Genomic DNA, 19,566 nt, shown 5'->3' with positions numbered 1-19,566 from the left:
ATGACGAACCCGTTCGATGACAAGTCCGCCACCTTCTCCGTACTGGTCAACGAGTACCAGCAGCACTCCCTCTGGCCCGTCTTTGCAGCCGTCCCGGAGGGGTGGGTGACCATGTTCGGCCCCGACAACCGGCAAGCGTGCCTTGACTACGTGTCGCGGACGTGGACGGACATGGCTCCGCGCAAGGTTTCCGAGCTCGCCGCTTCGCAGTGATCCGCGTAGAGAACGTCAGCAAGAACTTCGGCAGCTTCAAAGCCCTCGACGGGTTGACCCTGAAGGCCGGTGAGGGAACTGTACTGGGGCTTCTTGGGCCGAACGGCTCCGGGAAGACCACCACCGTCAAGATCCTCACCACGCTGCTGGCTCCGGACAGCGGGGATGCCCGGGTGGCAGGGCACTCCGTGCTGTCGGCCCCGGACCTGGTGCGTCGCAACCTGGGCCTGTCCGGGCAGTACGCGGCCGTGGACGAAAAACTCACCGCTTTCGAGAACCTGCACATGGTGGGTCGCCTGTACGGCATGAACCGGCGTACGGCCTCCGCCAGGGCGTCGGAGCTGCTTGAGAATTTCAGGCTCACGGATGTGGCAACCAAACGGTCGGGAACCTTCTCCGGCGGAATGCGGCGCCGCCTGGACCTCGCGGGTGCCATTGTGGCCCGGCCGAAGGTGGTTGTCCTCGACGAACCCACCACAGGGCTGGACCCGCGCGGCCGCCTGGACACATGGGATGTCGTCTCCCGGCTCGTCGCCGACGGCACCACTGTGCTCCTGACTACCCAGTACCTGGAAGAAGCGGACCGGCTGGCCGACAATATCGCCGTCATCAACCACGGCAAAGTCATCGCCGAGGGGACAGCCGCAGAACTGAAGCAAAATGCCGGAACCGAACGCATCGGCGTCGTCATGCGCCATGCTGCCGACCTGCCCGCCGCCGCCGCCGTGCTCCACGCCGCCGCCGGCCCGGACGTCCGGCCCGAGCTGGATCCGCAGAACCTGGGCGTGTCCATCGCCGCCCCGCAAGGCCACCGCACCCTGGTGCGCATCCTGACCGAACTCGACGCACAGTCCCTTGCAGTGGAAGAGGCCTCGCTTCGCAGGCCCACCCTGGACGATGTGTTCCTTAGACTGACCGGCCACGCCACCGACGCGTCCATGACCGGCGCCGAAAAGGAGGAAGTGACTGTATGACCGCCATTACAGCAGCCGCGAGGGACAGCTCCGTCATTGCCCGCCGCAACCTCCTCAATGTCCTCCGGACACCCGGCGCGTTGGTGACCGGCCTCGTGCAGCCCATCATGTTCGTGCTGCTGCTCGGCTTCGTGTTCGGCGGCACCCTCGGCGGCGACCAGTACCGAAGCTTCCTGATCGGCGGAATCCTGGCGCAGACGCTCACCTTCAACGCCTCCTTCACGGCCGTGTACCTCGCCAAAGACCTTCAGCTGGGCCTCATCGACAGGTTCCGGTCCCTGCCGATGTCCCGCGGCGCAGTGATCCTGGGCCGCACCACCTCCGACCTCGCCACCAGCGTGCTGTCCGTAGCTGCCACCATGCTGTGCGGTCTGGCTATCGGCTGGCGGATCACCAACGGCCCCGGGCCCGCTCTTGCGGCGTTGGCCCTGCTGCTGCTCTTCGCCTTTGCGGTGTCCTGGATCGGCGCCGTGATTGCGCTGACCGCCCGCAGCGTCGAAGTGGCGCAGAGCCTGGGCCTCGTGTGGCTGTTCCCCGTCACGTTCATCTCCGGGGCATTTGTCTCGGTGGATTCCCTGCCCGGCCCGCTGAGGACCATCGCCGAATGGAACCCGGTCACCGCCGTCGCCACTGCGGCGCGAGAACTGTTCGGGAATACGGCCCCCGCCGGCTTCGGCGTTCCGGGCGGCTGGGCGGCGGATAACGCGGTGCTCTACTCGGTGCTCTGCAGCGTCGGGATCATTGCGGTGTTCGCGCCGCTGGCCATTACCCAGTACCGGCGCATCAGCCGGCGATGAACAGCCCAAACCCTGCTGCCGGCACGGTTTTCCTCACCGTCTTTTCTGCAGATCTTGAGGCCGCCTGCGAACCGATTGGCGGTTTGACGGCCTGCCTCTCCCCTGCCGAAGCACAATCCGCCCGGCGCTTTGCCCGCCCCGGAGACCGCCTGGACTATCTGGCCTCCCACGCACTGTTCCGGTTGCTTGCTGCGCACCGGCTGGGGCGCGGGTTCGCCGAGGCGCCGCAACTGGAAGTTACCCGGCGGTGCACCGGCTGCGGGAGCACCGGGCACGGCAAGCCGGCAATAGCGGGGGCCAGCCTCAGCCTGTCCCGGAGCAAGGGCGCCGTAATGGTGGCCGCAGGACCGGAGGGCACCCCGGTGGGCGCGGATATCGAACACATTCCCGACACCCTGCACAGCGCGTTCGACCAGTACGTCGCGTCCGCGGCCGAACGTGGAGCGCTTGCCCCCGGTGACATACCCGCGCGGCTCCGACTTTGGGTGGCCAAGGAAGCAGTACTCAAGGCGGCCGGGCTCGGCCTCAGCGTACCTCCGGCCGAAGTCCATTTGGCCGGCGATCCGGCCAACGACGACGACTGCTCCACCCTCCGCGCCGACAGTTCTGCCCACCCGCAAGTGCACGGACTGGGTGCGGTTTTCCTTCCTGCCCCTCCGGGGTACGCCGCGGCCCTGTCCGCAGCGGGGCTTACGTCACTCACCAGGCTGTCTTTGACCGATTTGCTGCCTCCACTGCCGGCAGGCTGACAGGCGGATCGCTTAACCGCCCGCTCCGGTGCCCGCTCCATGTGTCTTCCTCCCGGGTGGATTGCAGCACGCCGATACTGGTGCGGCCATGTTGCCTTCTCCAACCCCGGGAATATTTGCTGAGCGCACTCAGTTATGAGTGTAGTCACCCGGTGAAATGCCGGGTTGCATGCGGGGCTTTCGGTCCCGCACGGTCCGCGCCAACCGGCGCGCACGGCTTACAGCCCAGGAAGGTTCCCAACATGTATTCACTCAATGGAGCAGTCGTCCTCGTCACTGGCGCCAACGGCGGCATCGGCACACACTTCGTTCACACCTTGCTGGCCCGGGGCGCCAGCAAGGTGTACGCCACGGCCCGCACACCGCGCAGCTGGGATGATGAGCGCATCGTCCCGCTTGCCCTCGATATCACGGACCCGGACTCAATACAGGTTGCCGTGACGGCCGCGGATGACGTCACTGTGCTGATCAACAACGCTGGAGCCAGTGTCGCTACCCCGGGCATCCTTACGCATCCCGACGCGGAAATCCGAACCAACGTCGAGACGAACTTCCTCGGCCCCCTATTCCTCGCCCGTGCCTTCGCACCGGTTCTGACAGCGAACGACAAGTCCGCGATGATCAACATCCACTCTGCGATGAGCTGGTACGCCGTTGGCGGCATATACAGTGCCACCAAGGCAGCACTGTGGTCGGTCACCAACTCGCTGCGCCTGGAACTGGCACCCGAAGGGGTGCACGTGGTGGGCGTCCATGTCGGCTATGTCGACACGTCGATGGCGGCGCACGCCACCGACCCCAAGATGGACCCGGCTGAACTGGTCACCACGGTGCTGGATGCCGTCGAAGCCGGCGAGTACGAGGTCCTCGCCGACCAGACGTCTGTGCAGCTCAAAGCCGGGCTCAGTGCCCCCATCGAGGCGCTCTACCCTCAACTTGCGCGCAGCAAGTCCTAAAACAGCCGCATCACCTTGGGCCACAATGTTGCCGTGGCCCGGCGTCAGCCCTTTGAACACAACCCAGAAGGAGCAACCCGCATGCGGGCTTTTGGTATCAACAATTACAAGGACCCACTCAGCGAAATTGAGGTTGCCGAGCCGATAGTTGGCGAAGGGGACGTGCTGGTGAAAGTCCAGGCAGCCGGCCTCAACCAGCTGGATGACAAGATCCGCACGGGTGAGTTCAAGCAGATCCTTCCCTACAGGTTTCCACTGGTGCTGGGCAACGATGTTGCCGGCACGGTGCTCGCAGTGGGGGCAGCCGTCCGCGGGTTCAAACCCGGGGATGAAGTGTACGCCCGCCCCCGGAAAGACCGTATTGGCACGTTTGCTGAGCGGATTGCCATTGCAGAGGAAGACCTGGCGCTGAAACCGGCTTCGGTCAGCATGGTGGAGGCGGGGTCACTGCCGCTCGTGGCGCTTACCGCGTGGCAAGCCCTCGTCGAGCGGGGAAATGTGCGTCGCGGGCAAAAAGTCCTCATTCACGCCGGCGCCGGCGGTGTGGGCACCATCGCCATCCAGCTCGCCAAGCACCTGGGCGCGACGGTTGCAACCACCGCGAGCCACCACAACGCCGACTTCGTACGCGACCTTGGGGCGGACACCGTCATCGACTACCGTAGGCAGGATTTTGAGCAGCTCCTCAGCGGCTACGACCTGGTGCTGGACAGCCTCGGCGGAAAAACCCTGGAAAAGTCACTGGGTATCCTCAAACCTGGCGGCAAGGCCATTGGAATTTCAGGGCCGCCGGATCCTGGCTTTGCGCGCGAAGCCCGGCTGAGCCCCATACTGCGCCTGGCTATCGCAGCGCTCAGCACCAGGGTCCGCAGACGGGCGAAGAAACTCGGCGTCAGCTACGAGTTCCTCTTCATGCGGGCCAACGGAAACCAGTTGCGAAACATCAGTGCACTGGTGGACGACGGCGTGCTGCGCCCCATTGTCGGGAAGGTCGCCAGCTTCGACGAAACCCCTGCGGCGCTGGAGTCCCTGGCCGCGGGGGGCTTCCGCGGCAAAGCAGTCCTCACAGTCACCAACTGAGCCGGCCCGGCCTCACCGCGCTCATCCCGACATCACGCCCGGGAGAACCACGCCTGGTTATATATACTCAATATTGAGTTCAGTCAGTTTGAGTCCAGAGGAATCCGATGCCTGCTACACCTCAACCGCCGGGACGGCGGGAACGGAACAAGCAGGAGAAGCTGGACCGCATCACGGCCGCAGCTACCGAACTGTTCGCCCAGTACGGGGTCGACGATGTCACCACCCAGCAGATTGCCGATAAGGCTGACATCGGCACCGGAACCCTGTTCCTTTACGCAAGGAACAAGGGCGAACTCCTCCTCCTCGTTCAAAACGCCCACTACGCCGAAGCGCTTGAGCGGGGCCGGGCCGACGCTGAAGCCATTCCGGACGTTATGGGTGCGGTGATGGCCATCGTGCGGCCCATCGTGGAGTGTAACCGCGTCCAGGTCGATAACGGACGCGTGTACCTGCGGGAAATGGTGTTCGGCGATCCGGCGGAGCCGCACCATGGCCAGGCCCTCTCCATCGTTGCCCGGACAGAGGAAGCCGTCGCTGCCGTCCTGGGCCGCCATGGCCGTATTGCTACCGGCGACGCAGCAACGACGGCCCGGATTATTTCGTCAATCATGTTCGTCACCATGGCCGCAAGCGTGAACGCGTCTTTGACCGCCGCGACGATTCTGCAGGACATAGAGGCGCAAGTCAGCCTGCTTGCGCGCCGATAATTCATTCGGGTACCCCCGCGTCTACAGCTCCGTGGCGGGTCACTCCGATGCCAGGGGCGCGTCCCGTCGTACCGTCCGGGCCGTCAGGAAGGCCAGGCAGGAACCGATCAGGAGAAGGGCGGCACTCGTCAAAAACGCGCCACGGTAGCCAACAGAGTCGAACAGCAGCCCACCCAGAGTGGAGCCAACGGCGATTGATGTTTGGATCACTGCCACCATGAGGCCCCCGCCGGCTTCGGCATTGTGGGGCATTGCTTCTGCGATCCACGCCCACCAGCCGACCGGGGCCGACGTGGCCAGGAGCCCCCACAGGCCGAGCAGCACCACGACGGCAGCGACCCAGGCACCCGAAGGCACAAGGGCCCCCGCGACGACCGCCATCAACGCCGGAATGGCGATAAGTGTGCGGTACAGCCCCTTGCGGAGGACGCGGTCGATCAGGAGGGTACCCGCGACGCCGGCACCGCCGATGACCAGCAGGACAAGGGAAACGCCGGTCACGTCGATACCCGTCGCCGTTTCAAGGAAAGGGCGGACGTAGGTGAAAAGGACGAACTGGCCCATGAAGAATGACCCGCAGGCTGCCATGCCCCAGGCGATCGGAGGGCTCTTGAGCGCGGTGAAGATCCCGAAGACATGTGCAGTGCCCGGACTCCGCTCGGCGGCCTTCATGGAGGGAAGGCTGGTCCATTGCCACACCAGGACGATCACCGCAATGGGAACGAGGCAAAAGAAGGCGCCGCGCCAGCCAATGACAGACCCCAGGTAGCTGCCCAGTGGGGCTGCCAGGACCGTGGCAAGGGCGTTCCCCCCATTGAAGATGGCAAGGGCCCTGGCCACCTGGTGCGGCGGCACCAAGCGCATGGCCGTGGCCGCCGACATGGACCAGAACCCGCCAATCACCACACCGATGAGCGCGCGGCCAATCATGAACAGGGCGTAGCCCGGAGCCAGTGCAACCATCGCACCTGAGATTCCCATGACCACCGTCAGCCCTAGCAGCAGCATCTTGCGGTTCATCCTGCCGGCCAGTGTTGATATCGACAGGCTGGTCAGGACGGCAAAGATTCCGGAGATGGCAATGCCTTGCCCGATCTGCCCCTCCGTCACGTCAAGCTCAGCGGCCATGGGGGTGAGCAGGCTGACGGGCATGAATTCGGAAGCAATCAGCGCGAAGACACAGAGTGACATCGCGAAGACGCCTCCCCAGTGGGCGGGATGCGGCCGGGCGTCGACGGGGTGTTGCCCGGTAGTCGTTGGGGATATGGCACGAGGCATAGGGTGTTTTCTCATCTATTTCGGGCCTGGCTTCTTGGTCCAGGCGTCACCGCCAGCATCTGAACCGGATCAGATGCGGTGGCATGCGGGAGGGCTTGAGGTTCAGGCCTTTGAGTGCGGTTGCTGCAATGGAGTCATTCTTATGAAAGCGGGTTCCGGAAGCCGTAGCCAGGGCCTTGCTGTAACGGGTTATGGCGGACCCTCTTTCCGGTCCCATGCCTGTTTGTGGCCAGGACGGATCCATCATCTTCCTGAAAAGAGCACACTCCGTCACCGCGTGGCTGGCCTCGATCTGCAGCCTCAGCGCGGACACAGCCACGAAGGGCAGTTACATCTGAGGCATTACTAATTGCCGGTTCGGGGTGCGAGGAGGATCTGTACGGCCTCGATCCGTTTGCCCAGGCCCGTCGTTCCCGCCGTACCGCCGTCGGCAGTGAATGGCTGCCAGCCCACATCCTGCACGTGGGCGCGGTAGTAGACGGTGTAGTGGTTCGCCAAGTCACCGGTGAGCCTGATTTCGAAGGCTTCGAGACGGAGCCCTTGCCCGGTGGTGCCGATGGGATTGGCCGAGGAAGTCCACGGCTGCCAGCCGATGTCCTGGACATGTCCCCGCCATTGGATGTCGCCGGCATAAGCCGTAGTGGAAACGTTGAGGCGCAGGGCCTCCACCCGCAGGGCCTGGCCCGTGGTCCCGGCGACCGTGCCATCGGAGACGTTCGTAGTCCAGCCGCGGTTCTGAATGTGTGCGGCATAGACGGCGGTGAATACCGGAGCGATCTTTGGAACCAGGTCAATGGTTACCGCTTCCACCCGCAGGCCCTGCCCGACGGTGCCGGCCGTGGCACCGTCAACCACGTAGGGCTGCCAGCCGACGTTCTGCACGTGGGCGCGGTACCGGATGCTGTACTGCGAGGCGAGGTCCCCCGACAGCCGCAACTCCAAAGCCTCCAACCGCAGACCTGGACCGGTGGTCCCGATGGGGGACGCCGCCGTCGTCCATGGCTGCCAGCCAATGTTTTGCACATGCCCGCGCCACAGGATATCGCCGGCCAGGCGGTCTCCTGCCACTGAGAGGCGCAACGCCTCCAGCGGCAGTGACCGGCCGGTGGTGCCGGCGGTGCCGCCGTCGGAGACGCTGGGCTGCCAGCCGAGCGTAGCAACGTGGGCCTGGTAGACGGCCGTGCAGGTCATGTCGTAGTCGTAGGTGCCGTCGGTCCATTGCGTGAGGTGGACGGTGCCGCCGGAGAAGCCGGGGTTCAGGCAGAGGTCTGAGGCTTCACTGGCGACGTCGAGGCGCCCGGCCGGGGACCATACGGGCACATCGGGAAGCTGCCACGATCCCGTGATGGCGTCCCAGGCGCTCGCATAGGAGTAGAAGCCGTGCGGGAATCCGGCGTCAGCCAGTGCAGCAAGGAGCCCGGAGATGACGTACCGGTTTTCCTGCCGCTCGGCTGCCGAGGAGCTGGGCCAGGGCTGTGCCGGGCGGGGTTCGACGTCCACCCAGATCCGCTCCGGCCGCCACCCCACCCTGGTGAGGGACGTGAGGGCCGCGCGCCCTTCGGCGTACCCAACGTTGCGCAGCCGGTCCGGGCGGGTGGTTGCAGGGTAGGGGCCTCCGTCGCCGTAAGTGTCGTACTGGGCGGCGGTGGGGAACGTCGCCATGGCATACGCCTGGGCCCTGACGCCGCGGTCCAACACCCACTGATACTGCTGCTGCAGGCAGGGATTTTCGGTAAAGGCGAGCCCGCGCGTCAGCCCCACCACCACGAACTCCGTGGTGTCCGGCGGCATCGGCAGCCCGCCGGGGCATTGCGGCCAGGAGACGTCGTGTCCGTAGTCAACTGCCCGGGCAGGCAGAGCGAACAGGACCCCGAGCCCGAACGCAAGCAATACAGCCAGAAGCCGGGGCATGGATGCCCGGGAGCGGCGGCCAGGTTGAAGAGCAGCAAGGCCGGCCATGATGGCCCCCCTCATTCAAAGGATGACCAAAATTATCCCACCCGGGGAGCGCCGCTGCCAGCGGCGGGAAGCAGCCCGGATTCGAGAAATCCCGCGACCCTTGCCACCCGGGACGTCCCCTACCCTCTACGGCCGGGAATCGGGGTCTACAGTTGATGCATGGCTCTCAGCCGCAATCCGCTCGACGACCTGCGCGAAACCATCGGCCACCTGACCGATCAGCTCAAGCTGCCCGGTTCGGAACGCGTTGACGACCTGATGGGTGACCTGATGGGCTCCAAGCCCGGGCCGGCCCGTCCGCTGGCCGAGCTGCAGGCCGAGCTCGACGCGCTGGTCGGACTGGAGACCGTGAAGGAGCAGGTGCGCGCCCTCGTCGCACTGCTCCAGGTCCAGGCCCGCCGCAAAGCGCACGGCCTTCCGGAAGTGGCCACCTCTCAGCATTTGGTGTTCCTCGGAAATCCGGGCACGGGCAAAACCACAGTGGCGCGGCTCCTGGCCGAGATGTACCGGGCCGTTGGGCTGCTGCAGAAAGGCCACCTGGTCGAGGTGGACCGCTCGGGCCTGATCGGGCAGTACGTTGGCCAGACCGCCATCAAGACGGACCGGGTGATCCGGCGTGCGCTTGACGGCGTCCTGTTCATCGACGAGGCGTACGCGCTGGCACCGGAGGACGGCCGGATGGACTTCGGTCCCGAGGCGATTGAGATCCTGCTCAAGCGGATGGAGGACCACCGCCACCGCCTGGTGGTGATCGTGGCCGGGTACCCCAGGCTGATGGAGTCCTTCCTGCTCTCGAACCCCGGACTGCGCTCCCGGTTCGCCCGCGAAATCACCTTCCCCGACTACTCCGTGGACGCACTGCAGACGATCTTCCACCAGATGCTGGCCCAGCACGAGTACACCCTGGAACCGGGTACGGACCAGATGCTGCGCCGCATTTTCACAGGACTCCATGCGAGCGAGGACTCCGGCAACGCCCGGTTCGCCCGCACGCTGTTCGAGCAGGCAATCAACCGACAGGCACTGCGGCTCTCCCTCGACGAGGAACAAAGCCTCGACGCGCTCGACCGTGAGGCAGTCATGACACTCACCGTGGACGACATCGTCCAGGCCGCGCTGGCCTTGGGAGAGGAACCGCAACCTGAACCGGAACCGACACCGGATCCGGAGCGGCCACGCTGGTGGCGCTGGCTGCTGGCCTGACCACATCAGGGAGCGGCATCGGCAAGCCGATGTCAGCCACGGAAAGGGCCCTGGTGCAGGGCCTCAAGGAAGGCGTCCAGGGCACGTCGCCCTCATTCCGGCGAACGCTAGGTGGTTCGCTGCCTGCGGTTCTTCCGGAGCCCTTTGACCACGAGGACCACGCCCAAAGGAACGGTGAATATCAGCACGAAGAGGGCACCGATGCCGCGCACGGAAACCCCGCTGCTCTCGTAGCCCACAACGACCGCTTTACCAGGATCGGAATCACTGTAGATCACGGTAACGTCCCCGCCGACCACGGGGTGCTGGTCATGGTCAACGGAAGCAAAAGTCGAGTAACCAAGGCCGTCAGCCGCCATGTACTCCACAGTAATTTTTCGGTTCGACGCCTTCCTTACGTCGGCGAAGTCCACAATGGAGCCTGTGGCGTGAATGCCGGTGCGCGCGAGCTCCTCATCCGACTCGGTCACCGAGGAGCCGATCCCGATCAGCACCGGCCCCGCCAGGAGCAATATCGCGACGAACGCGAAGCCTCCCAGACGGGCCCAGAAGGTCTGGCGTTTTGGCGGTACGACGGTATCAGAGGAGCTCACGGCGTCCATTCTTCCTGAAAGTGAGTGAGAAACCGCCCGCGGGGCCAGCCTCACCTGACGGGCGCCTCCCGGTCATCCGGGTGTGGGCACCTTGCGCATTGCACGCTACTTCCGCGTCATGGTGACCCTGGCGCCATGTCCGCCATCAGCGCTGTCACCCACGCAAATCTGGGTCATGCTGTTGCTGTCGCGGTTCGTCATGCAGGTCCCGTCACCAGATCCTTCGAACTCGAACTCGTCGATGCTCTGACCAAGGCGTGAGGCAACTTCGTCAACGGTTACTTCGTGGTCAACCGCCCACGCAGCTTCCAGTCTGAGGCAGTGGGTGTCGATTGAAAGGCAACCGGGGTCAACCTTTCGCTGAAACCGATACGTTTCAGTCCAGCCATCCCCCGGTACGTTGTCCACTGCAGCGCTCATTGCCGCTGCCTTCTCGGCCTGACTTCCGCCGCCTCCGTTGACCTCCCTCACCAAGGCCGAACAGCCGGCAAACACGAGGATTCCGCAGATCGTCAGGAACACAGCGATGATGCCAAGGATCCATCCCATCCTGCCCATCTTGCTTTTCTTGGGTGGAAGAGGAGCCCAATGCTGGGGATACGGCCCTGGATTCTGTGCATATTGCTGCTGCGGCGGATTGGGAGGTTGATTCGGGTACCCCGGACCCATACGTTTCTGTGGCTCCATGCCGCTCCCCCAATACTTATGTGCCCGGTTTTTGACCGATGAGCACGCATTACCCTGTCCGCTTCTTTCCGAGACGATCATGCCATGTCATGTCGCACCCGCCGTCCCTCTGCTCGAGCCATTATCAATTAGTAAGCAATATGAGTACCGACTACTCGTGTCAGTCCTCAACAATGCCCGTAGCGTCGCGGGTAGGCCCGCGATCACGCACTCTGCAACGGGTAACAACAGAGGAAAATTGGGGGCAAAAGTGCACGGATCATGGCCAGGAAATACCAAGCGACATAGGAGCCCACGTTCCGGACCGGTTATCCACCGAACCCATCGTGAAGCGACAGGTCGGGCCACGGCCGGAGTGCCGGGACAATGTCAATGAAGGAACTGCACGCCCTGGGACATCCACTTTTGGAGAACTCCGTTCTGGACCGGCTGCGGGATGGGGACGACAACGACTCGGACATATGGCGGCTCTTCATCCGGAACTACATCGGGCTGCTCCCCCGCAGAATCGAACGTGTGCGGCTATGCCTGACCAGTGCGGACTTTGAAGGAGCGATGGACTCCGTGCTCAGCCTCCGGAGCTCGAGTGAGATGGTGGGCGCTGAGCGCCTGGCCGCACTCACAGGCCACCTTCAGGCCGCGCTGCGTACCGCAAGCGAACACGACGTCGCCACCGCCTTGCCCGGAATAGCGCGGGCGCATCTGGACGACCTCAGCAGATGCGCCATTCAAACGAAGAACCGGCTGCTCCAGGTCCTTTCCTAGGCAAGCGAAAAACTCCCTTATCCCGAACTTTGATATCTGCGGCAGCCCCCGGGGAGGTCTTTGCCCGCGCTCCTTGGCGCGGCCAACCGCCGTCGGAAGATAGACGTGGGCGACCCCGGCCCGCCCCGAAGACAACCAGCGCGGTATTGGAATTCCTCCCGAAAGTTGTGGTCCTGCAAATCCTTCCATAAGGTACTAAGTACGCTTAGTATCCCGGTTTCGGCGGAGGACTGCTAGGTTTGCCCACCCAAAGGAGAAGCACCGTGCCAGAAGAGACAAGCACCAACATTCCCGGCGTTCCGGCAAGCGAACCGGCCGGCCTGGAAGAACCGACAACTCCGCGGGAGCCCCTGCCGCCCAAGCCGGACCAGCGGGGGCCTGAGGCGGTGTCGCCCACGGGAAGCCCCACCGGGGCGCCCGGAACGGCGCGGGCCCAGTCGGGCCAGTACCTGACCACCGCCCAAGGTCTTCGCCTCCGCGATACCGATCACTCTCTGAAGGCTGGTTCCCGCGGTCCCATTCTGCTGCAGGACCACCACCTGCGCGAAAAGATCACCCATTTTGACCACGAACGCATTCCCGAGCGCGTCGTCCACGCCCGCGGCGCCGGCGCGCACGGCGTCTTCCGTTCCTACGGCACCGCCGCGAACATTACCCGCGCGGGCTTCCTGGCCAAGGACGTGGAGACCCCGGTTTTCGTCCGCTTTTCCACTGTGCTCGGCTCCCGGGGTTCTGCCGACGCCGTCCGCGATACGCGCGGATTCTCCACCAAGTTCTACACGGACGAGGGCACCTACGACTTGGTGGGCAACAACATTCCCGTTTTCTTCATCCAGGACGGGATCAAGTTCCCGGACGTGGTCCATGCCGCCAAGCCCCACCCGGACCGGGAAATCCCCCAGGCCCAAAGTGCCCATGACACTTTCTGGGATTTCGTTTCCCTGCACACCGAGGCCCAGGCACACACCATGTGGAACATGTCAGACCGCGGCATCCCCCGGTCCTACCGGACGATGGAAGGATTCGGCGTCCACACCTTCCGGTTCGTCAATGCCGAAGGCCGCACCACACTGGTGAAGTTCCACTGGAAGCCCAAGCAGGGTGTCCATTCCCTGCTGTGGGAGGAAGCGCAGATCATCAACGGCATGGATCCCGACTTCCACCGCCGGGACCTCGCCGACGCCATTGAGGCCGGTGCCTACCCGGAATGGGAACTCGGCGTCCAGACCTTCCCGGACACCGAAGACCAGATGTTCGAAGGCATCGACCTGCTCGATCCCACCAAGTTCGTCCCCGAGGAACTGGCACCAGTCCAGCCGATCGGCGTCATGACGCTCAACGCCAACCCCACCAACTACTTCGCTGAGACGGAGCAGGTGGCCTTCCACCCCGGCCACCTGGTCCCCGGCATCGACGTTACGAACGACCCGCTGCTGCAGGTCCGGCTCTTCTCCTACCTGGACACCCAGATCTCCCGCCTTGGTGGACCCAACTTCGGCCAGATCCCCATCAACCGGCCCCAGGCCCCGGTGAACGACATGCTCCGCGACGGGATGCACCAGCAGGCCGTCCACTCCGGAGTCGCCCCGTACCGGCCCAACTCGCTGGACGGCGGATGCCCGTTCCTGGCCGGAGAAGATGTCGGGGCCTTCATCGACGTCCCGGAGGAAGTGGCCGCAGCCATCAAGGAACGCCGGAGCCCGGCCTCCTTTGATGACCATTACAGCCAGGCAGGCCTTTTCTTCCGCAGCCTGAGCCCGGTGGAGCAGGACCACATCATCCAGGCGTACACGTTCGAACTGGGCAAGTGCTACGAGAAATCCATCCGGGAACGGCAGCTTTCAGCCCTCGCCAATATCGACGCCGGGCTTTGCGCCGGCGTGGCCCAAGGCCTCGGCCTCCCCGCCCCGGAAGCGACAGAACAGGTGCCCTCATCCGAGGCCAGCCCTGCGCTCTCACAGATCGGCAAGACCTGGCCCGTTGCCGGCCGCGTGGTGGGGATCCTGGCCGATGAGGACAGTGACCTCGCTGCCGTGAACACGGCACGCCAGGCCCTGGACGCCCAAGGCATCGTCCCGCTCGTCATCGCGCCGTCCGGCGGATTCCTTGGACAGGAGGACGACGGCGGGATCGCCGTACAGCGGACCTACCTCACCGCACGCTCCACGGAGTTCGACGCCGTCATCGTCGCCTCGGCAGCAGCCCCGGCGCCCGATGCCGCTCCCGGCCTCGATGCGAAGGCCGGCGCTCCGGGCGGCCGGGTGGATCCACGGGCCACGCTGCTGTTGACCGAGGCGTTCCGGCACGCCAAGGCCATCGCGTCCCTGGGCGCGGGCTCAGCAGCGTTGACCGCTGCCGGCATACCGGAGGACGCTCCGGGAATCGTTGCCAGCGACGACGCCGAAGCCCTGGTCACGGAGCTTACCGGACTCTTGGCAGCCCACCGGGCCTGGGACCGCTTCCCGGCCACGACCGCCTAGGCAAGTCCAGCCAAACAGGGAGCGGCCGTCATCCGTCGAGGGCCGCTCCCCTTCTGGCTTATGACCGGCGCACGTCGGCTGGCCAACGGCTACGTGGCAGCGTTTCCAAGCCGCCCTCCCCCGTGGTTCTTCGGGCTACCGGCAGCCCTGCAGGATGCCACCAATTGCATCATGCTCGGCCCTGGTGACCCAGAGATGGTACTTGGCCTTTACAGCAGCTTGTCGCGTGACGTACTCGCACCGGAAAGCTTTGTTTGGTGGCAGCCAGGTTGCGGCGTCTTTGTCACCTTTGGCGCCGTTGGTGGGGCCGTCGGCTGCCATGAGGTTTAGTGGGTCATTGGCGAGTTCCTTGCGCTGATCGGCGCTCAGCTGCTGGGCGCCCTTCTGCCAGGCGTCGCTGAGTGCAACGACGTGGTCGATCTGAACGGCCGAACTGGTGCCCTGGCCGCGGACGAAGTTGATGGTCGTGCCGGTGTACTTATCCGCCAGGGTGCCCGTCAGGACGACGCAGTTGCTGGTCCCGGGCTTGAACGTTTCGCCGGTCAGGTCGCGGGCCAGGATGTCGTTGCGGGTATCGCAGCCGTTGCGGTCTGTATCGGCCCAGGCAGGTCCAAACTCGTCCCGGGTGTAACCGGTCTTCGGGGCGCGGCCCTTGACCGGAATGCTGTCCAGCTGAACAAGAGCCTGGGCTGCCTCACGGGCGGTGCCACCGCCTGCCGGTTGAGCAGTATGGTTGCTGGGAGGAGTCCCGATGCCGTCAATGGCGCGGGCGGCAACGTCACAGCCACTGAGTGGACCGACCAGGAGCAGGGCGGCCGCAGCTGTCAGGGCCGGGGCGATGGAGCGAATGATGTGAGCGGCCCTTCTGTATTGCTGGGAGAAGTTCCACGCTAACGCCGGCCATCGCCTACAAACGGCAAGAGCTTATGTTGTGCCCACCACATGCAGGAGCACTTGCCTGAACCGAGGATGCCGTCCCGTCGGATTATTCTGCGGATTATCGCCGAATCAACCCGGGCAGCAACCGCAACTTCGAGCTGTGTCGCGAGCTGGCCGCCGAACTTGATCAGTGAGGCGGGGTCCTGCAGCAGAGCCCTTAGCCCGTCGCCGGGTTGGAAGTCACCGGTATGGTCCAACTGCGGGTTATCGCCTCGAGGGCTGTGTCGTAGGCGGCGGCCCAGTCCATGCCGGGCGGTCCGACGTGCGCGAGTTCCAGACTCACCAGGCCATGGACCTGCCCCCAGATTGCTGCTGCCACGATGTCCACCGGTGCCAGCTGACCGCCGGCCGGCTGCACGGCAGTCACAGCCTCCTTCAAGGGACACGGCCAAGCAACGGATGGGCCATCCGCAGGGAATGCCGTCCAGAAACACCCGACACGCGCGGAGAAGAACCCTCACCGCTCAGCTCAGGGCTCCCCACCCCTCTGCAACAGTGACACGCCCATCCCGCTGAAACCGAATGCCGGCTTTGAGGTTCCCGATCCCTGCCGGGCCGGGATGACCCGTGCGGGATTGCCAACCATTGCAGACGCAACGAGGCCCCCTCGGAACTCTTCGAGGGGGCCTCGCTGCGCCCGGAGTCCTTACATACCGGCGGCGAAGCTGCTTACGCACTGCCCTTGGTTCTTGTACACGGGCGAGGGGCTCGTCTTCCAGCCATCGTCCTTGCACGCGTCCTTGCCCGTGGATACCGCCACCTGGTACACCTTCACGGTCCCGTCCGGAGCAGTCACGGTGACTACCGCCGTCGGACTTTCCGCCGTTGCCTGCCGCACCGTCACCTTGGCGTTCGTGTCCAGCGGGTAGCCGACGACGGCGGGAGTCGCCGTCGGGGTCAGCGCCCGGTAGTCGGTGGTTCCGCGAGAGAAGCCCACCACCGATGCCTGGTTGACCAGAAGCCTGCCAAGGTCGGCGAGCCCGGCGTCGGCCAAACGGGTTCCGGTGATGGCCACCTCGGCCACCTTGGTGTACGAGGCCGTGGTGACGAAGTAGACCCTGACACCGCGGGTGGTCACTGGGTCGAAGGAGATCGTGGTGGGCGATGTGATTGAGAGGCCAGCCACGGTCCCCGCCGATGTGTCTTTCCATGCGCCGTCGGCATCCTGGTACTGGACCTTGAGGCTTGTTGCGGCCTTCTCCGCAGATGTGACGGTCACCGATGAGACGGTGTAATCGCGTGCGAAGCCATAGCTCAATGAATCGCCCGCGCGGCCACCGCTCACCCAGTTGGACCAGCGGGTGGAGGCGCTGGCATCGCAGGTGTTCCTGGCGACGTACGAGCCCTCGGTGTAGGACGCTGTGGCTGTTGTGGCGGGGTCGTCCTTGCAGATGTTGGCTACAGGAACGTGATCCACCACAATGACCGTCAGGGCTGCCGGGAGTCCGTTGGCGGTTCCGGAAACTGTCACCTTCCCCGTGGCTTGCAGCGACGATTCAGCCACGGAAGACCAATCCCAGCTGGCGGACAGCGGGTTCCGGGCAGGTCCGTCCGCGATCTGGCCCGGAACAGTAGCGGGAGCCAGTGCCTGAACGGAAGCCAGGGATGCGCCGGCACCAACAGTCACCGAAACGGGATCGGTAGCAATGTAAGCCCCTACGGTGACGGTCAGGACAGCTTCGAACGCCTGACCGTATGGGTCCATGCCGGAACCGTAAACCGTCACTTTGCCGGCTTTCTGCCAAGAGGCAGGGTCAACGGGCATCCACGTCACGGTCAGCGGCTTGCCGGGGCCGGCCTCATAAACGGGAGTGACGGTGGTGGGGAGTACGGGAGCTGTCCCCACGGGCGTGCTCATCTCAACGGGCGAGACACCCAGCAGTTTCAGATCAGCGATGTCGGTGAACGCCCATGCTTGATGCGGGCTGGCCAACGCTGTTGCCGTAGTGCCCGTTGAGGAGGCCAGGGCAACAGATGTCCCAGCCGCTGTCTGGTTGCCCGAAACCTGAAGGGCAATGGCAGCGGCGGCATTCACCAGGGTCCACTGCCTACCGTTTTCCGTCGTCACTATCCACTGTGCCGAAGGGGTGTCCTTAGCCTGCTCCAGCGTCAGCGAAGCAAGCGAAGCCGCACCCGATTGGCTCCCGTTCAGCACGCCGCCGCTGCCGGTCAGAACCCGCCCATCGGCGCCGGTGACAACCCAGCGGCGGTCGTTGACGAACTCATCGCCGGAGTCCACTGCGTTGAAGGTCCAGATCTGGGGAGCAACACCCGCGGCATCCGTGCCCAGATCCTGGATCGATGCGCCGGTACCGGAGCCCGCAGTCAGGTACTTGCCGCTCGCTTCGCCGCTGAGGTGGTAGCTGTGGCCGTCCTGCACAGGTGCGGCGTCGTCCGAAACTCCACTGACGCCGTCGACGACGAACGTCACCACAGACGCGGCAGGAACCTCAAGCGTCGCGGACTTCGTCCCGGCATTCACGGTCACCGGGGTGCCCTTGACCAGCGCGTTCTTCTCGATGTCGTCCAGCGGCGACTTGGTGGTGACCACGGGCGTGACCTTGGCACCGGGCTCGATGCTGCCGAAGCGGCTGAGGTCTATGGTGACCTTTTCCGGCGTCGGGGTGTCATTGAAGTGGACCAGAGTGGCGCCGTTGCCGTCGGCCCGGAGGGCGCTGGCGGTTTTGGGGTCGTTGTTCTGGATGAGGAAGTCGCCCGGGCGGATGTAGTGCGTGAAGTTCCGGGTGGTGTTGTACTTCTGGTTGGTCAGGACCTTGCACTTGGCGGCGTCCAGGGTGGCGCCGTCGTTGATGCGGCGGTTCGAGTAGCCTTCGCGGCCGGCGTAGTTGCAGTCGAAGTCGACGTAGATGGAGCCCCACCCCTTGTCTGCTTTCTCCTGTTTGTACGTGTCCTCTACAGGCTGCCAGAACACCCAGGCGTTGGGATCGAGTTCGCGCAGGTCATTGACCATCCGGCTCGCGATGCCCAGGCCGTTGGTGATGTTGGAGCGGTCCCAGCCGCTGGTGGAGTCGCCCAGGGCAGGGTTGCCGGTCCAGAAACCGCCCACCTCACTCATCCAGAGCGGCTTGTCCGTGGAGCCTGCCAGGTCCCGGACGCGGCGGCGATCGTTGGTGCCATACGTGTGGACGTTGAGCTGCGCCACGGCGTCTTTGGCTTCCTGGCTGTAGCCGTTCCAGTTGGTCATGAACTTGGTGGGGTCAGTCTCGTCCATCGCGGAGATGACGGCGTCAGTGCTGCCCTTCGCCAGCTCAGCGGCGAGCAGTTTGGTCACGCGGTCCTGTGCCGCCGGGTAGATCAGCGCACCCTCCTGCTTCTGCGTGTAGGTGGTGGGTGGCTTCCCGGTGGCCGCATTGATGTCCGTGCCCCAGTAGCCGGAATTGGGCTCGTTGAAAGGGTCGATGGTGTCCACTTTGATCCCGCTGCCCTTTTCAAGAAGCTCGACGGCGTGGCGCATGTAGGCGGCGAACTTGCCTTCCGCTTCGGGGAGCAGATTCTCGCCCTTGGCCGTATTGACCTGCCCGGACACGTAGCCGCTCTTGGTCATGAACCACGGCGGCGAGTTGCTGAACGCTTCCCAGTGCGTGATCTGCTGGTCCTGGGCCAAACGCTCCACCCACCAGCGCTGGTTCTGATCAGCGTCGGGGTTGTAGGACGCAGGATCTTCCGGGTTCCAGGCCTTGAGGAAAGCGAGTTTGTTGGCCTGGGTCTTATCGACGCTTCCGTCAGGGTTATACAGGTTCGACGCCGGCTGGCCGGGTGTCGCGTCAGTGACCGGTTTCCACCAGCCCTCCACTGCGCTGCCGTCGTTGAGGTAGTCCCTGACGTCCGAGGCGTTGCCGCCGCCCACATTGTAGCGGGCGATGTTGAGGTTCAGGCCGTCCTCTCCGAAGACCTTCTGGTACAACGCCTCGCGCAGCTCCGGTGAGTATCCCGCAGTCGCATTCGCGAACCAGACAAGGCTGGTGCCCCAGCCTTCAAACGCTTCGCTGCGGCTGGCCGGGTTCGGTGTGATGGTGACGGCAGTTGAGTCTGCTGCCTGTGCTGCCGGAGCTATTGGCAGGAGTGCCAAGCCGGCCGCTGCGGTCACGGCTGCTGCCAGGGCGGCGACTGGCCTTCGGATTCTGTGTGCTGATAACGCCATGGAGGGACCTCATCGTCGGGG

The 19,566-nt window shown here is 64.7% G+C and carries 17 protein-coding genes and 1 pseudogene; 11 read left to right on the top strand and 7 right to left on the bottom strand.

Going from position 1 to position 19,566, the window contains the following annotated elements:
* From ACP3TD_RS09695 to ACP3TD_RS09665, 7 genes are all read left to right on the top strand, one after another.
* Positions 1 to 213 (top strand): MbtH family protein, encoded by a 213-nt coding sequence (locus tag ACP3TD_RS09695; RefSeq protein WP_426767061.1) that lies wholly within the window; start codon positions 1 to 3, stop codon positions 211 to 213.
* The gene (locus tag ACP3TD_RS09690; protein ID WP_426767060.1) at positions 210 to 1,187 is read left to right on the top strand and encodes an ATP-binding cassette domain-containing protein; all 978 of its coding nucleotides are present in this window, start codon (positions 210 to 212) and stop codon (positions 1,185 to 1,187) included. Before ACP3TD_RS09695 ends, ACP3TD_RS09690 begins: the two co-directional genes overlap by 4 nt.
* On the top strand, positions 1,184 to 1,984 hold the full coding sequence (locus ACP3TD_RS09685) for an ABC transporter permease (protein ID WP_426767058.1): 801 nt from the start codon (positions 1,184 to 1,186) through the stop codon (positions 1,982 to 1,984). Before ACP3TD_RS09690 ends, ACP3TD_RS09685 begins: the two co-directional genes overlap by 4 nt.
* Positions 1,981 to 2,733 carry a 4'-phosphopantetheinyl transferase family protein gene (locus tag ACP3TD_RS09680; protein ID WP_426767056.1) on the top strand — a complete coding sequence of 251 codons (753 nt, stop codon included), beginning with the start codon at positions 1,981 to 1,983 and terminating at the stop codon, positions 2,731 to 2,733. The genes ACP3TD_RS09685 and ACP3TD_RS09680 overlap by 4 nt, the downstream gene beginning before the upstream one ends.
* Positions 2,734 to 2,975: 242 nt before the next feature.
* Entirely contained in the window at positions 2,976 to 3,689 is a 714-nt protein-coding gene (locus ACP3TD_RS09675; RefSeq protein WP_426767054.1) for an SDR family oxidoreductase, read from the top strand.
* A gap of 81 nt (positions 3,690 to 3,770) precedes the next feature.
* Complete coding sequence (locus tag ACP3TD_RS09670; protein ID WP_426767052.1) at positions 3,771 to 4,769, top strand: NADP-dependent oxidoreductase; 999 nt, start codon at positions 3,771 to 3,773, stop codon at positions 4,767 to 4,769.
* A gap of 107 nt (positions 4,770 to 4,876) precedes the next feature.
* Positions 4,877 to 5,479, top strand: coding sequence for a TetR/AcrR family transcriptional regulator (locus ACP3TD_RS09665; protein ID WP_426767050.1), 603 nt, complete (start codon positions 4,877 to 4,879; stop codon positions 5,477 to 5,479).
* A gap of 39 nt (positions 5,480 to 5,518) precedes the next feature.
* Here ACP3TD_RS09665 and ACP3TD_RS09660 read toward each other — a convergent pair whose 3' ends face one another.
* Positions 5,519 to 6,670, bottom strand: coding sequence for an MFS transporter (locus ACP3TD_RS09660; protein WP_426767048.1), 1,152 nt, complete (start codon positions 6,668 to 6,670; stop codon positions 5,519 to 5,521).
* A gap of 432 nt (positions 6,671 to 7,102) precedes the next feature.
* The gene (locus ACP3TD_RS09655; protein ID WP_426767047.1) at positions 7,103 to 8,716 is read right to left on the bottom strand and encodes a hypothetical protein; all 1,614 of its coding nucleotides are present in this window, start codon (positions 8,714 to 8,716) and stop codon (positions 7,103 to 7,105) included.
* Between the two features lie 159 nt (positions 8,717 to 8,875).
* Here ACP3TD_RS09655 and ACP3TD_RS09650 point away from each other — a divergent pair, with 159 nt between their 5' ends.
* Positions 8,876 to 9,919: an AAA family ATPase gene (locus ACP3TD_RS09650; protein WP_426767046.1), complete on the top strand. Its 1,044-nt coding sequence runs from the start codon at positions 8,876 to 8,878 to the stop codon at positions 9,917 to 9,919.
* 107 nt (positions 9,920 to 10,026) lie between these two features.
* On the opposite strand, the gene ACP3TD_RS09645 is transcribed toward ACP3TD_RS09650, so the two are convergent.
* Positions 10,027 to 10,512, bottom strand: a complete 486-nt coding sequence (locus ACP3TD_RS09645) for a DUF3592 domain-containing protein (protein WP_426767044.1) — start codon at positions 10,510 to 10,512, stop codon at positions 10,027 to 10,029.
* Positions 10,513 to 10,617: 105 nt separating this feature from the next.
* A complete protein-coding gene (locus ACP3TD_RS09640) occupies positions 10,618 to 11,061 on the bottom strand; it encodes a hypothetical protein (protein ID WP_426767042.1) in 444 nt (147 codons plus the stop codon).
* Between the two features lie 510 nt (positions 11,062 to 11,571).
* Here ACP3TD_RS09640 and ACP3TD_RS09635 point away from each other — a divergent pair.
* Complete coding sequence (locus ACP3TD_RS09635; RefSeq protein ID WP_426767041.1) at positions 11,572 to 11,964, top strand: Hpt domain-containing protein; 393 nt, start codon at positions 11,572 to 11,574, stop codon at positions 11,962 to 11,964.
* A gap of 263 nt (positions 11,965 to 12,227) precedes the next feature.
* Positions 12,228 to 14,444, top strand: coding sequence for a catalase (locus ACP3TD_RS09630; protein WP_426767040.1), 2,217 nt, complete (start codon positions 12,228 to 12,230; stop codon positions 14,442 to 14,444).
* A 135-nt stretch (positions 14,445 to 14,579) separates the two neighbouring features.
* On the opposite strand, the gene ACP3TD_RS09625 is transcribed toward ACP3TD_RS09630, so the two are convergent.
* Entirely contained in the window at positions 14,580 to 15,296 is a 717-nt protein-coding gene (locus ACP3TD_RS09625) for an HNH endonuclease family protein (RefSeq protein ID WP_426767183.1), read from the bottom strand.
* A 122-nt stretch (positions 15,297 to 15,418) separates the two neighbouring features.
* Between ACP3TD_RS09625 and ACP3TD_RS09620 the strand changes: the two are divergent.
* A pseudogene (locus tag ACP3TD_RS09620) lies at positions 15,419 to 15,511 on the top strand (NmrA family protein); the annotation flags it as partial.
* A gap of 29 nt (positions 15,512 to 15,540) precedes the next feature.
* Here the strand turns inward: ACP3TD_RS09620 and ACP3TD_RS09615 are convergent.
* Both ACP3TD_RS09615 and ACP3TD_RS09610 read right to left on the bottom strand, forming a co-directional pair.
* Positions 15,541 to 15,750, bottom strand: coding sequence for a hypothetical protein (locus ACP3TD_RS09615; RefSeq protein ID WP_426767039.1), 210 nt, complete (start codon positions 15,748 to 15,750; stop codon positions 15,541 to 15,543).
* Positions 15,751 to 16,029: 279 nt separating this feature from the next.
* On the bottom strand, positions 16,030 to 19,545 hold the full coding sequence (locus ACP3TD_RS09610; protein ID WP_426767038.1) for a discoidin domain-containing protein: 3,516 nt from the start codon (positions 19,543 to 19,545) through the stop codon (positions 16,030 to 16,032).
* Positions 19,546 to 19,566 lie beyond the last annotated feature (21 nt).

Source organism: Pseudarthrobacter sp. 1G09 (genome assembly GCF_050038305.1).
GTDB lineage: Bacteria > Actinomycetota > Actinomycetes > Actinomycetales > Micrococcaceae > Arthrobacter > Arthrobacter equi.
The sequence above is the reverse complement of the archived record's forward strand: the minus strand, read 5'-3'. Positions and strand labels throughout refer to the sequence as shown.